This window comes from Aquitalea sp. LB_tupeE (assembly GCF_013391415.1).
GTDB lineage: Bacteria > Pseudomonadota > Gammaproteobacteria > Burkholderiales > Chromobacteriaceae > Aquitalea.
Genome location: NZ_JACAXB010000029.1, coordinates 1 through 13,548, shown reverse-complemented (window position 1 = coordinate 13,548; position 13,548 = coordinate 1). Strand labels below are relative to the sequence as shown.

Sequence of the window (13,548 nt, the reverse complement as noted above, 5' to 3'; positions counted from 1 at the left end):
TGCACGCAAAAACGGCCTGCTTGCTGGCAGGCCGTTGGTACAACTGTTCATCCGTAATAAAGAATCAGACGCGCTCGCCCCACAGGTCGTGCTCGCTGCAATCAACAATGTCCACCTCGACAAACTGGCCAGCCTCAAGACCGGTGGCATCTTCCACAAACACCAGGCCGTCGATTTCCGGCGCATCGGCATAGCTGCGGCAGATGGCAGTCCCCTCGTCATCGATTTCATCCACCAGCACGGTCAGGCGCTGACCGATACGGGCTTCCAGCTTGCGGGCGCTGATTTCTGCCTGCACTTCCATGAAGCGCTCCTTGCGCGCTTCTTTAACGTCTTCCGGCACCTGATCGGGCAAGTCGTTGGCGGTAGCGCCTTCGACAGCGGAATAGGTAAAACAGCCCACGCGGTCCAGCTGGGCTTCGCGCAGGAATTGCAGCAGTTCTTCGAAGTCTTCTTCGGTTTCGCCGGGGAAGCCGACAATGAAGGTGGAACGGATCACCAGTTGCGGGCAGATCTCGCGCCATTTCTTGATGCGTGCCAGCACATTGTCGCTATTGGCCGGACGCTTCATCAGCTTCAGCACTTTCTGGCTGGCATGCTGGAACGGAATATCCAGATAAGGCAGGATTTTGCCATCGCGCATCAGCGGAATCACCTCATCCACGTGCGGATAGGGGTAAACATAGTGCAGGCGCACCCAGATGCCGTGCTTGCCCAACTCCTCACACAGCTCGGTCATGCGGGTCTTGACCGGGCGGCCGTCATGGAAGCCCAGCTTGTATTTGACATCGACGCCATAGGCCGAGGTGTCCTGCGAAATCACCAGCAGTTCCTTCACCCCGGCGCGGGCCAGATTGGCCGCTTCACGCAGTACATCATGTACCGGGCGGCTTTCCAGATCGCCACGCATGGACGGGATGATGCAGAAGGTACAGCGGTGATTACAGCCTTCGGAAATCTTCAGGTAAGCGTAGTGCTTGGGCGTCAGGCGGATGCCGATATCCGGCACCAGGTCGACAAAAGGGTCGTGCGGCTTGGGCAGGTAGTTGTGTACCGCGTCCATCACCTCGTCGGTAGCGTGCGGGCCGGTCACCGCCAGTACCGACGGGTGGGCATTCTGCACCACGCCATCCTTGGCACCCAGACAGCCGGTGACAATCACCTTGCCGTTTTCATTCAGCGCTTCGCCAATGGCATCCAGCGATTCGGTCACTGCCGAATCGATGAAGCCACAGGTGTTGACCACCACCAGGTCAGCCCCGTCATAGGAGGAGGAAATTTCATAACCCTCCGCGCGCAGGCGGGTAAGAATATGTTCGGAATCACTCTGGGCCTTGGGACAGCCGAGGGAAACCATACCGATACGAGGAGCTTTGGACATGTGGCGTAGTGCAAAAAATGAAAAACGCCAGATTATACAGCGATTTGCCAGTACATACCCATGCAGCTTCGGTCAAAACACCCTGCCGCGCGCTACTGGCTGCCGGATGGTCGCCACAACCTTTCAGACGGCCGAATCCAGATCGTCGGCAATCGCTGCCTTCATGGCTGGCCAGGCCATCAGGGTTTCATGTTCGCCCACGGTAAAACCACGGCCCAGCGCAGCTACCCGGTCTCGGTAAGCATGCAGTTCCGGATAATCCGCAAACAAGCGCTGCAGCTCCTGCTGTTGCGCTGCACTGGCCATGGCACAGCCACGAAACAAGGCCCAAAGTAAAAAACCACAACCCGACCACAAGAATAAGGACAGCAGGAGGCCCAGTGTGACTGGCGCGAGTCCCAACCAGCCTGCGGGCAGCAGTGTTGGCATGACCGACGGAGGCAGGATAAGGATCAATAGCAATACAAGCGGGATCACCCCGCGCAAAAGACGGATCTGCCAGCGGCTGAACGCCATCATGTCAAATTGTATTTGTCGCGTTTGTGCTTGTGCTTGCTGGTGGTCCATCTTCACGTTTCTCTTTGTCCGGCATGCGCAGACATCCTGTTGGCAGCCTACTATCTTATTGTTTTATTTATTAATTACCGTTAATTTTGCGCATGATTATGTCAATAAGTGTAAAGAGCGGCCATGCCCGACAGGCCGGACTGACATTTGCGTTGTCATTTGATTTCTACATAAACCAAAGTCATGTTTCATGGCATATAAATGCAAAACCCCCGTCAAAGCGGGGGTTGCGCAATCCAGTGAATCGGGCGTCGGCTTACACCAGCTGCAGGCGTACGTCGATATTGCCACGGGTGGCGTTGGAGTAAGGGCAAACAATGTGTGCCTTGTCCACCAGTGCTTGCGCTTGGGCTGCATCCAGGCCGGGAATGCTGATCTGCAAATCCACTTCAATACCAAAGCCGGTCGGAATCGGACCGATACCTACGGTCGCATTTACCGTGGTGGTGGCAGGCAAGGCCACCTTGCTTTGCATCGCTACAAACTTCAGCGCCCCCAGAAAGCAGGCCGAGTATCCGGCGGCGAACAGTTGCTCCGGATTGGTACCCGGGCCACCGGCACCACCCAGTTCGCGCGGGGTGGACAATTGCACCTTCAAAGCAGCGTCAGACGATTCGGCACTGCCTTCGCGGCCACCGGTGGCTGTGGCATTGGCGCGGTAGAGGACTTTTTCGATAGACATGGTGGACTCCTTGCATTGCGTGAGTGTGGGGTTCAAGCCGTTTGGCAGGAACTACTGTACCGCACCGGTCAATACGATATGATACAAAAAGTATTGATAAATTGATCAATCGTAGGAAATGCAAGGTAATTCCACCGACAGGCTGGATGCCTTACTGCACCACTTCCCGGTGCGCGCACCTGTTCCACTCCGGCAACCTGTGCGGGGTGACACGCTTTGCTGCACCGGACAGCGGCGGCCAACTACATCTGGTACAGCGCGGTGAACTGGAAGTACAACACCCCGACCAGGCTGCACTGCATATTGGCGAACCCAGCCTGCTGTTCTACCCGCGCCCGCTGGCACGGCGCTTTGTCAGCGATACGCAAGCGGGTGCCACGCTCGCCTGCGCCCAGTTGCAATTTGACCGCGGTGCCAACAACCCGCTGGCTGGCGTGATGCCAGATGTGGTTTGCGTGCCGCTGAAGCTGACTGCCGATGTCGTGGGCTATGGCAGCGAAGCCGCACTGGCCCATGCATTCAAGGCAGATTGCGGCCAGACCCCGCGCGCGTGGCGGCTGGCGCAACAACCTGCCAGCCTGCCGCTTGGCTAGCCAGTCTGGCAGCCATCCCGCAGTCATCTGCATTACGTTCAAAAAAACTCACCTTTACGTTTATAACTTTCAATTTAACTCACCTATTGTTTGATGCATGCTGTGCACATCAACCATGGCACCAGGAGCCATCATGTCTGCACCGCATTCTGTCTTCACCCCCAGCGATCTGAAACTCGACGCACAGTGGATGCCCTTCTCTGCCAACCGTGCATTCAAGCAAGACCCGCGCATCATCGTGGCAGCTGACGGCAATTACTTTATCGACGACAAGGGCCGCCGCATTTTCGACAGTCTGTCCGGTTTGTGGACCTGTGGTGCCGGTCATAACCGCAAGGAAATCCAGGAAGCGGTATCACGTCAGCTGGGCACGCTGGACTACGCACCGGGCTTCCAGTACGGTCACCCGCTGGCCTTCCGCCTGGCCGAGGAAATCGCCGGCATCATGCCGGAAGGCCTGGACCACGTACTGTTTACCGGCTCCGGCTCCGAGTGCGCCGATACCGCCATCAAGATGGCCAAGGCCTACTGGCGCCTGAAGGGCCAGCCCAGCAAAACCCGCTTCATCGGCCGCGCCCGTGGTTATCATGGCGTGAACATCGGTGGTACCGCGCTAGGTGGCATTGGTGGCAACCGCAAGCTGTACGGCCAGTTGATGGATGCCGATCATCTGCCGCACACCCTGCAACCGGGCATGGCCTTTACCCGTGGCATGGCCGAAACCGGCGGCGTGGAGCTGGCCAACGAACTGCTCAAGCTGATCGAACTGCACGACGCTTCCAATATCGCTGCTGTCATCGTCGAGCCCATGTCCGGTTCGGCCGGTGTCATCGTGCCGCCCAAGGGCTACCTGCAACGCCTGCGCGAAATATGCAGCCAGAACAACATTCTGCTGATCTTTGACGAAGTCATCACCGCCTACGGCCGCATGGGCAAGTGGACCGGTGCCGACTACTTTGGCGTGACCCCGGACATCATGAATACCGCCAAGCAGGTGACCAACGGCGCGGTACCGCTGGGCGCAGTGATTGCTTCGAAGGAAATCTACAACACCTTCATGCAGCAAAACCTGCCGCAGCACGCCATTGAATTCACCCATGGCTACACCTACTCCGGCCACCCGGTGGCTTGCGCTGCCGGTCTGGCCACACTGGAAGTGCTCAAGCGCGAACAGCTGATCGAACAATCGCTGGCACTGGCCCCGGTATTCGAGGACAAGCTGCATGCGCTCAAGGGCAGCCCGCATGTGGTGGACATCCGTAACTGCGGCCTGGCCGGTGCCATCCAGCTGGCCGCGCGTGACGGCGATGCCGCCATCCGCCCCTACGAGGCGGGCCTCACGCTGTGGAAAGCCGGCTTCTACGTGCGTTTTGGTGGCGACACCCTGCAATTCGGACCCAGCTTCAACACCACCCCGGCACAGCTCGACACCCTGTTCGATGCCGTGGGCAACGTACTGAACAAGCTGGCCTGAGCCTGATACTCAAACCAATACCGTGCATAGCAAGAAAGAATCCAACGTGAGCACCATCGCCCATCTGATCAACGGTGAGCTTGTCCAGCAGGCAGGCCGCAGCACCCCCGTCTTCAACCCCTCGCTCGGCAAGCCGGTGCGCGAAGTGGCCCTGGCCGACCAGGCCATCCTGCGTGCCGCCATAGACAGCGCCAAGGCTGCCTTCCCGGAATGGCGCAAAACCCCGCCGGCCAAGCGCGCCCAGGTGATGTTCCGCTTCAAGCAATTGCTGGAGGCCAACCGCGACAAAATTGCCCAGCTGATCAGCGAAGAACACGGCAAGACCCTGGAAGACGCGGTGGGCGAACTGCAACGCGGCATCGAAAACGTGGAATACGCCTGCGGCGTGCCGGAACTGCTCAAGGGCGAGTACAACCGCAATGTCGGCCCCAATATCGACAGCTGGAGCGACTTCCAGCCGCTGGGCGTGGTGGCCGGTATCACCCCGTTCAACTTCCCTGCCATGGTGCCACTGTGGATGTATCCGCTGGCCATTGCCTGCGGCAACTGCTTCATCCTGAAGCCGTCCGAGCGCGACCCCAGCTCCACCCTGCTGATCGCCCAGCTGCTGCATGAAGCCGGCCTGCCCAAGGGCGTGCTGAATGTGGTGAATGGCGACAAGGAAGCCGTTGATGGCCTGATCCAGGCACCGGAAGTGAAAGCCATCAGCTTTGTCGGCTCCACCCCGATTGCCGAATACATCTACACCGAAGCCAACAAGCGCGGCAAACGCGTGCAAGCGCTGGGCGGGGCGAAGAACCACGCCGTGGTGCTGCCGGACGCCGATCTGGACAACACCGTCAACGCGCTGATGGGCGCGGCTTATGGTTCCTGCGGCGAGCGCTGCATGGCCATTTCCGTGGTAGTGGCTGTGGGTGACCAGGTGGCCGACAAGCTGGTGGAAAAACTCAAGCCCAAGATTGCCGAGCTGAAAATCGGTGCCGGCACCTCCTGCGGCCTGGACATGGGCCCGCTGGTCACTGGCGCGGCACGCGACAAGGTGGTGGGCTATATCGACAGCGGTGTGGAACAAGGCGCAACACTGGTAGTAGATGGCCGTGGCCTGAAGGTTTCCGGCTGCGAGGAAGGCTTCTTCGTCGGCGGCACCCTGTTCGACCACGTCAAGCCCGGCATGAAGGTGTATGAGGAAGAAATCTTCGGCCCGGTGCTGTGCATTGTGCGGGTAAACAGCCTGGAAGACGCCATGCAGCTGATCAACGACCACGAATACGGCAACGGCACCTGCCTGTTCACCCGTGATGGCGAAGCAGCACGCCTGTTCTGCGATGAAATCGAAGTGGGCATGGTGGGCGTCAACGTACCGCTGCCGGTGCCGGTGGCCTACCACAGCTTTGGCGGCTGGAAGCGTTCGCTGTTTGGCGACCTTCACGCCTACGGCCCGGATGGCGTGCGCTTCTACACCAAGCGCAAGACCATCACCCAGCGCTGGCCGCAACGCGCCAGCCACGAAGCTTCGCAGTTTGCCTTCCCCAGCCTGTAATAGCCGCATCGCAGACTGAAACAACACAGCCCCGGCCCACACCACGTGGACAGGGGCTGTTGTCATTCAGGCCCGGCAAACCTTGTCATGGGCAATCCGGGCGATCCGAAGACCCTTTGGCAGCCGGACGCTGTAATTGGCACATGCGCTGATGCAGACGGGCGAAATCCTCCTCCGGCCCCAAGCCCAGCTGCACCAGGGCAATCATTGCCTGCCCTTCGCGCTGCGCCTTGGCTGCCGCAGTTTCACCCGTCTTCGCTTCGGGCCATACCACCCAGGTGGCAGCCAGGGATTCATCAATACGGACCACGGCGTGGAACAGTGGGTTTTCCTTGCTCGAGGATGAGAGCCGGCACAGTATGATTGCCTGACCGTCAACCGGCAAATCCGGCAGTGCCTGCCCTGCAGGCAGGCAATTTGCACCCCAGACGCTTGCACGCACCTCTGGCGCAAGCGGCCAGGCCAACAGGCTGAATTCATTGTTTGACAGCGCCTGTATCAGCGCCGGCGAGGCATTGTTACACAATGCGCGCGACCATTGCCGCCGCAACTGACTACAAAACGCCTGCGACTGGGGAATGTACTCTTCCCAGCCATAGTGTTGGATAAGGATGTTCAGCCGCGGCAGCTCCAGCGCGGCAGCAGGTGCACTGGCATCGCGCAGGCGCTGCCGCGCTGCATCAGCGGCAACATCCTCCGCCGTATTCGTTGCCAGGGAAAAACGCTGTCCTCCGGCACCCGGATTTCTCACAGCAACGCGTGGCAGCACCAGCGTGTGATCGGCCACGCGCACATGCACATCCTGCGCCAGTTCGGCCAGCTGCTCTTCCGTCAAATCACGGGGGCCACCACAGCCGGTGAGCAGCAAGAGCGCAGACACAAAAAAACCCGCACTCACGCGGGTTGTGACGGACGCTGACATCAGGACTTGTCAGTATCGTCCTTGCCCGGAGGAACATAACCGGGGAAACCAAAGCCACTGAACAGCTGCTTGGTTTGCTCTTGCATGCGGTTCTGCATTTCCAGGAACATGCCGGTACTCTGCTCCATGTAGCTGGACATCACGTTCTGCATGGCAGGGCCCTGCAGCTTCATGAACTCTCCCCACATGGTGGAATTGAACACCGCCTTGTCACCGTACAGTGCACGGGTTTGTTCCTGCAACTTCTGCTGCATCTGACCAAACAGTTGCAGGTTCTTTTCCAGGAAGGGGCCCATCATGCCTTGCATGGCCTGACCATAAAAGCGGATGAACTGGGTCAGCACTTCATAGCTGAACATGGGCATGCCGCCGTTTTCTTCTTCCAGGATGATTTGCAGCAGCACGCTGCGGGTGATGTCATCCTGCGTCTTGGCGTCGACAACCTGGATATCCACGTTCTCGAGCACCAGCTGCTTTACGTCTCCCAAAGTGATGTAGGAACTGGTCGCCGTGTCATACAGGCGACGGTTCGGGTACTTCTTGATGACCCTTTTTTCAACACTCATGTAACACTCCCGGATTATTGTCGTTGGTGTTGTGCACCCGCAATTTATCATAAATACAACAAGCTAGAGCAAAACTTCTACCGTCCTTGCACGGACCATGCTACATTCCGGCTGCATTGTGCAGTGCAATATAAAAATAGATACAATCAATACAGAGCTTGTCGGTCTTTTCCACGAAATCTAATGATGAGGGTAATTACATGTTCAATACTAACGATCAACTGAGCAAAGTCTCCCTGTCCGGCTTCGAAGCGGCCCTGCGTGTTGCGCAAATCTCCCTGGACAGCGCCGAGCGCCTGGTCAAGCTGAACCTGGAAGCCTCCAAGCAAACCCTGGAAGAAAACGTCAAGGTTGCCAAGGCTCTGGCCGGCACCACTGATGCCCAGGAAGCCCTGAAGCAAATCAACCAGCTGGCCACCCAATCCGTGGACAAGGCGGTTGCCAACTCCCGCAATGTTTACGAAATCGTTTCTGCAGCACAAAGCGAACTGTCCAAACTGGCAGAAGAAAACCTGGGCAGCTTCAACAAGAACCTGATCACCGCTCTGGAAGGTGCTGCCAAGAATGCACCCGCAGGTTCGGACAATGCCCTGAATGCCGTCAAGACTTCGCTGGCTGCCGCCGCCGCTGCCGTAAACAGCTTCAGCAAGGCTGCCCAACAGGTTGCCGAGTTCACCGACAGCAGCATCAAGGCTGCCAGCAGCGCCACTGCCGACGCTGTAAAGACCGCTACCAAGCGCGCTTAAGCAAATCATGCTCGGTCAAAACCCCGCCATGGCGGGGTTTTTTCTATTGTCTGATGCACAGCCAGCGCGGCGGGTTTACAATTCCTCTTTTGAGTTCCGGCAAAGACGACAGGTTCAACGCATGAAAATCAGCAGCAACTTTGACGCAGGCAGTATCGAAATCGTTTCGATGGAGAGTTTCGACGATATTCAGCTGCGGATTCCCCATGATAATGCCGCGGACTTTGCCCAGTGGTTCTATTTCCGCCTGCAAGGTGCCGCTTATCAGGCATGTACCCTGCGCTTTTTGAATGCCGGCGAGTGCGCCTACCCGGAAGGCTGGACTAATTATCAGCTCATGGCCTCCTACGACCGCATCAACTGGTTCCGTGTACCGGCGCAGTATGATGGCCAGGTGATGACAGTAGAGCATGTGCCGCTGGCCAACAGCGTGTACTACGCTTACTTCGAACCCTACTCGCACGAACAGCATCTGAACTTGTTGGGCCAGGCGCAGGGTTCCGGCCTGTGCCAGATTCACGACCTGGGCTTTACCGTGCAGGGCCGTGACATCAATCTGCTCACCATCGGTCACGAGGTGGAGTCCGATCTGAAAATCTGGATCACCGCCCGCCAGCACCCGGGTGAAACCATGGCCGAGTGGTTTGTCGAAGGCTTCCTCAACCGTCTGCTCGACCCGCTGGATGCCACTTCCCGCGCCTTGCTGGACAAGGCGACGTTTTATGTTGTGCCCAATATGAACCCGGATGGTTCCATCCTGGGCAATCTGCGCACCAATGCCGCCGGAGCCAACCTGAACCGCGAATGGCTGGAGCCTTCTGCGGACAAGAGCCCGGAAGTGCAACTGGTACGCAACAAGATGCTGGAAACCGGTGTTGACCTGTTCCTGGACATTCACGGCGACGAGTCGCTTCCTTATGTATTTGTCGCCGGTACCGAAGGCGTGCCCTCTTACACCGACACCATCCGCCAGCTGGAAGAGAAGTTCAAACACTATCTGATGGTCGCCAACCCCGACTTCCAGGATGAAGTAGGTTATGAAAAGGATGCCCCGGGCAGTGCCAATCTCAGCCTGGCCACTAATTGGGTGGGAGAAAACTTCAAGTGTCTGGCCTTTACCCTGGAAATGCCGTTCAAGGACAATGCCAACCTGCCAGACGATGACTATGGCTGGAATGGCCAACGTAGCCTGCGCATGGGCGAGGCCGTCCTTACCCCCATCTATGCAGTCATCAACGAGTTGCGCTGACCGCACCTGAGTAACAAAAAAAGCCGGAGGCGATCTCCGGCTTTTTGTTGCAGACCTGCAAGACAGGCATTACATGACGAGAGGCAGCTTTTCCAGCGCCTTCACCAGTTCGATCTCTGCCAGACACCAATCACTCCCCTTCTCCAGCACCTTTCCCAGGGCGATCTGAAAATGCTTGCCGCGTGCTGTCATATAGTATTGTTTGCCTAGGGTATAGCAAGAAATCGGCATGATCAGCGCGTTGATGCGACGTCCGCCACGATCAAAAGGCACGAACAAGGAAATGTGCCCTGATAACCACACCATTTCCTGAGGTAAGGTAGGATCAATCAGCTTGCTATCCACCGGCCGGATAGAGGCAGCAACTGGGCGACTGGACAGGGTCTCCAGCCCCAGATAAATACGCTCGCGCTGATTGGCACGCTTGACCCGTCGAATCAGGCCCAGGCTCCAGTTGTTGCTGTCCACATCGCGATAGCCCACCAGCCCCCCCAGGCTGACCCACTCATTTCCGAGTACATCAAGGGTGACACCAAGGCCGGTCTGGCTAACATTATCCACCGACCAGCGCAAGAACTCGTCACGTGACTGCGCTGCAGGCATGGCGGCATCGCCGGATAGAGGGGCCAGCGCCAGCGTGCTGCGGTCGCGCTTGCGGCTGGTGACAAACCCGTAAATACGGATATTGGCCGCGTCGTCAAAGCTGTCGGTATCTGCATGACGCGTTTGCACCTGACTGGCCTCGTCCGGCTGGCGAATCAAACGGTGCAACAAGGACAGACGGTGCGCCACCTCCAGATTGCGATTGGTCACCACCGTACGCTCCGCCCGCTCAAAGCGCACTGGCTGAGCGGCCCACTCCCGGCACAGCATACGTAGCAGGCCTGCATCAATGCCAGGTTCAATCAAGGGCTTGAGCTCGGGTGGCAAACGGCCACCTTCCATCACGGTCGCCCAGCCATGGATGATCTCCACCATGTCTGCCGTCGACCAGTAACGCGCAGCATCGCTTGCCATATCACCCGCGGGACGCATTGCCGGCTTTGCCTCATTCAACACCACAGCAAAACTCGCATCCTGTGCATACTCAGGATGTAGTGACATGCGATTGGAGACAAGACAAAGAATATGATAAGAGAAATTGAATTGCCGCTGAGTAAGATTCCCGCTACTGAGCAAGGACAGCATCAGCATGATCAGATACTGATCCTGCACTGTCGTACCCGGACTCTCCTCTCCGAAAAGAAAAACAGGCGTGGAGTCAACCCGCATTTTCTCCGCAAAGCGGTAAAGCTGATTTACATTTAACCAGAACACATCATCAGGACTGAAATGACGCAAATACTGCCAGCGGGCAAATTCGCCAAAATAATGCATCATGCGCACCAGCACCAAAGGCAGCATGGCGCGCAGGCGCTCCTCTTGCTGGACATCTACATCAAATGACAGTGCACGCTGGTAGAAATCCAGCAATTCCTTGCCAAAAGACAGTATCTGGGCACGCAACTGCCCTTCCAATACCTTGGGCATACGGGAGTTCAGGAAATACTGTGTGCACAGATTATCGTGCAGTGGCTGTAGCTCCAGATTAAGCGTCAACACCGCATCCAGTAAATCAGCGGTCACCCGAACAGATTGCGCATTCACCTCGGCCAGCATTTCGGTCATTTTCTCGTGAGCAGCTGCGCCGTACTCTTGCTTGAGTGCATCAGCATAAGCCTTGGCAGCGGCAGCGTTTGCCAAAGGATCTGACTTGCTCTTGTTGCCTCTGGAGAAAAAGTCCAACATGTCGTAGCTTTCGGGCGATCAAGGTAAGGGGAAGCCGCAAGAAAGACTGCTGTTGCGGTGGATATTGCTATCAGTATTTATACACGGAGCCAATTGGGCAAGAAGAACTTGCATGCAAAAACAAAAAGCGCCCATACAGGCGCTTTGAAACAGGCACTTGGCAGGCCATGTTACATCAGATGGCCAGATCTTCAAGCGTTTTGCCAGCAGTCAGCAGTTCCTGTACCCATACCGGCTTACGACCGCGGCCAGTCCAGGTCAGTTCGGCATTTTCCGGGTGACGGTACTTGGCTTCAACCGGCTTGCGTACCGCGCCACCTACTTTACCCAGAACTTCTTCAACGCTCAGACCATAAGCCTTGGCCAGTTCGATGATCTGCTTTTTGGCTTTGGTTTTTTCTTCCGATTCGCGACGCTTGATTTCATTTTCAACATCGCTTTTCAAAGCAACCAGCTCAGTAAAACTCAGAGTGCTAATGTCCATTTTCCGCCCTTATTATTCAGTTTGACCATAACAATTCCAATTTAGCCAAAAGCAGATAGAACCGTCAAGGCTGAAGTGCTAAATTTCTGTAAACAAAGCAAGTATTTATTCATCTTGAATAGCATAAGGCAGTGTCAGACATTCCAGGCGATGCTGGTATTCAGCATCCAGGTAAATCCCTTTCTCCCAGCAAACTGACTGTACAACCACCAGGGCTTCTTGTTGGACTTCATTCACCGGACAAACTGCAGCAACCATACCAATTGATTGTTCCGGCAGCTCCGGACTGAATAGCTTGTCCCCGGCTCGCGCACTGACTGCCAGACCTGCCTTGAATAAACGTCGTTTTACTTTGCCCAGATATTGGGTCCGCGCAACGATTTCCTGCCCCGGATAACAACCCTTCTTGAAGCTGACAGCACCAATCAAATCCATATTCGCCATTTGCGGGACGAATTGTTCCTGTGTTGCCAGTGTCACCCAGGCAATGCCCGCATCAATATCACGGATACCCCAGGCTTGTGATGAGACCGCTGTGGCTTTCTGGGCCACAAGCTGAGCCGCCAATGCGGAATCGGTCGCCAAATTGAGGATGAAACCGCCACCAGGCAATGCAATGGCCACATCGGCATTTTGTTCCTGTACGGCAAGCGGGCCTGTTGCCGGTTTCGCATAATACTGCGCGATAACGGCTTCCAATTGTGCACCGCGCACACCCAACAAACAGGTTTCAGCGCTATTGGGTACGGTAACCTTGACTTTCGAGCGCATGACAAACATGGTCAGGCGCTTGGCGATGGCTTGGCAAATATCCGCAGAAACCATCAGGTAATAGCTGCCTTGCTGTTTCCATACCAGAAAACTGGCCAGCATGCGTCCTTTGGCTGTGGAGTACGTAGTGAAGCGGGCTTCTTCACCAACTTCACGAATATCACCGGACAACTGGCCTTGCAGGAAGGATTCGGCATCATCGCCGTCCAGACGGATAAGGGCAAAACCATCCAATACCGCCAGCGCATTGCCTGAGCGGACCGCAGCAACCTGCCCGAACAAATCCGGAAATTGCAGCAGGCCATCCTGGCCAACAGCCCCGTGATTCTCATCAACCCAAACTTGCCACGACTTGTTCATCTTGCGACACCTGTAATTAGCACACCAAATTAGTCAGGAATTCTACTTTTTCCAGCTCTGTTCTGCCAGCACCACGCTAGCTTACAAAGCTCGCACAGCAGGATATTCTTTTAACGTCATACACTTAGCCAATAGTAAAAAACTCGCCATGGAGAATATGCAAGATTAGACCGTCAAACCGTTGACACACCTGGCTCTCATCGGTATAGTTCGCACTCTCTTGATGTTCCCTGATAGCTCAGTCGGTAGAGCGACGGACTGTTAATCCGCAGGTCGCAGGTTCGAGCCCTGCTCGGGGAGCCAAGAAACCATTGATCAGCATTGCCCGGTTATTCCCTGATAGCTCAGTCGGTAGAGCGACGGACTGTTAATCCGCAGGTCGCAGGTTCGAGCCCTGCTCGGGGAGCCACCCAGCAATGCATTCA

The 13,548-nt window shown here is 56.5% G+C and carries 13 protein-coding genes and 2 tRNA genes; 7 read left to right on the top strand and 8 right to left on the bottom strand.

Translation table 11 applies throughout. The features are described from left to right. Window positions 1-64 precede the first annotated feature (64 nt). The 3 genes from rimO to HWX34_RS14840 form a co-directional block, all read right to left on the bottom strand. A complete protein-coding gene (rimO, locus tag HWX34_RS14850; protein ID WP_062788522.1) occupies window positions 65-1,381 on the bottom strand; it encodes a 30S ribosomal protein S12 methylthiotransferase RimO in 1,317 nt (438 codons plus the stop codon). 123 nt (window positions 1,382-1,504) lie between these two features. After that, window positions 1,505-1,810: a hypothetical protein gene (locus HWX34_RS14845; RefSeq protein WP_178972968.1), complete on the bottom strand. Its 306-nt coding sequence runs from the start codon at window positions 1,808-1,810 to the stop codon at window positions 1,505-1,507. Between the two features lie 394 nt (window positions 1,811-2,204). Beyond that, entirely contained in the window at window positions 2,205-2,630 is a 426-nt protein-coding gene (locus HWX34_RS14840; RefSeq protein WP_178972967.1) for an organic hydroperoxide resistance protein, read from the bottom strand. A 146-nt stretch (window positions 2,631-2,776) separates the two neighbouring features. Here HWX34_RS14840 and HWX34_RS14835 point away from each other — a divergent pair, with 146 nt between their 5' ends. The 3 genes from HWX34_RS14835 to HWX34_RS14825 all read left to right on the top strand — a co-directional run bounded on the left by HWX34_RS14835 (window position 2,777) and on the right by HWX34_RS14825 (window position 6,237). After that, window positions 2,777-3,223 carry a cupin domain-containing protein gene (locus tag HWX34_RS14835; RefSeq protein WP_178972966.1) on the top strand — a complete coding sequence of 149 codons (447 nt, stop codon included), beginning with the start codon at window positions 2,777-2,779 and terminating at the stop codon, window positions 3,221-3,223. Between the two features lie 133 nt (window positions 3,224-3,356). Continuing rightward, window positions 3,357-4,697, top strand: coding sequence for an aspartate aminotransferase family protein (locus HWX34_RS14830; RefSeq protein ID WP_178972965.1), 1,341 nt, complete (start codon window positions 3,357-3,359; stop codon window positions 4,695-4,697). Between the two features lie 46 nt (window positions 4,698-4,743). Further along, window positions 4,744-6,237 carry a CoA-acylating methylmalonate-semialdehyde dehydrogenase gene (locus HWX34_RS14825; protein WP_178972964.1) on the top strand — a complete coding sequence of 498 codons (1,494 nt, stop codon included), beginning with the start codon at window positions 4,744-4,746 and terminating at the stop codon, window positions 6,235-6,237. Window positions 6,238-6,322: 85 nt separating this feature from the next. On the opposite strand, the gene HWX34_RS14820 is transcribed toward HWX34_RS14825, so the two are convergent. Next, window positions 6,323-7,030, bottom strand: coding sequence for a hypothetical protein (locus tag HWX34_RS14820; protein WP_178972963.1), 708 nt, complete (start codon window positions 7,028-7,030; stop codon window positions 6,323-6,325). A gap of 128 nt (window positions 7,031-7,158) precedes the next feature. Next, entirely contained in the window at window positions 7,159-7,725 is a 567-nt protein-coding gene (gene phaR, locus HWX34_RS14815; RefSeq protein WP_045845152.1) for a polyhydroxyalkanoate synthesis repressor PhaR, read from the bottom strand. 200 nt (window positions 7,726-7,925) lie between these two features. Here phaR and HWX34_RS14810 point away from each other — a divergent pair, with 200 nt between their 5' ends. Next, a complete protein-coding gene (locus tag HWX34_RS14810; RefSeq protein WP_178972962.1) occupies window positions 7,926-8,471 on the top strand; it encodes a phasin family protein in 546 nt (181 codons plus the stop codon). Between the two features lie 121 nt (window positions 8,472-8,592). After that, the gene (locus HWX34_RS14805) at window positions 8,593-9,720 is read left to right on the top strand and encodes a carboxypeptidase family protein (protein WP_178972961.1); all 1,128 of its coding nucleotides are present in this window, start codon (window positions 8,593-8,595) and stop codon (window positions 9,718-9,720) included. Between the two features lie 69 nt (window positions 9,721-9,789). Here HWX34_RS14805 and HWX34_RS14800 read toward each other — a convergent pair whose 3' ends face one another. From HWX34_RS14800 to HWX34_RS14790, 3 genes are all read right to left on the bottom strand, one after another. Next, complete coding sequence (locus HWX34_RS14800) at window positions 9,790-11,193, bottom strand: hypothetical protein (RefSeq protein ID WP_255496965.1); 1,404 nt, start codon at window positions 11,191-11,193, stop codon at window positions 9,790-9,792. A gap of 490 nt (window positions 11,194-11,683) precedes the next feature. Further along, entirely contained in the window at window positions 11,684-11,953 is a 270-nt protein-coding gene (locus HWX34_RS14795; protein ID WP_370459756.1) for an H-NS family nucleoid-associated regulatory protein, read from the bottom strand. A gap of 144 nt (window positions 11,954-12,097) precedes the next feature. Further along, window positions 12,098-13,123 carry a folate-binding protein YgfZ gene (locus HWX34_RS14790; protein ID WP_178972959.1) on the bottom strand — a complete coding sequence of 342 codons (1,026 nt, stop codon included), beginning with the start codon at window positions 13,121-13,123 and terminating at the stop codon, window positions 12,098-12,100. A 227-nt stretch (window positions 13,124-13,350) separates the two neighbouring features. Between HWX34_RS14790 and HWX34_RS14785 the strand changes: the two genes are divergently transcribed. Both HWX34_RS14785 and HWX34_RS14780 read left to right on the top strand, forming a co-directional pair. Then, a tRNA-Asn gene (locus HWX34_RS14785) sits at window positions 13,351-13,426 on the top strand. A gap of 30 nt (window positions 13,427-13,456) precedes the next feature. Then, a tRNA-Asn gene (locus HWX34_RS14780) sits at window positions 13,457-13,532 on the top strand. The last annotated feature ends 16 nt before the right edge of the window (window positions 13,533-13,548 follow it).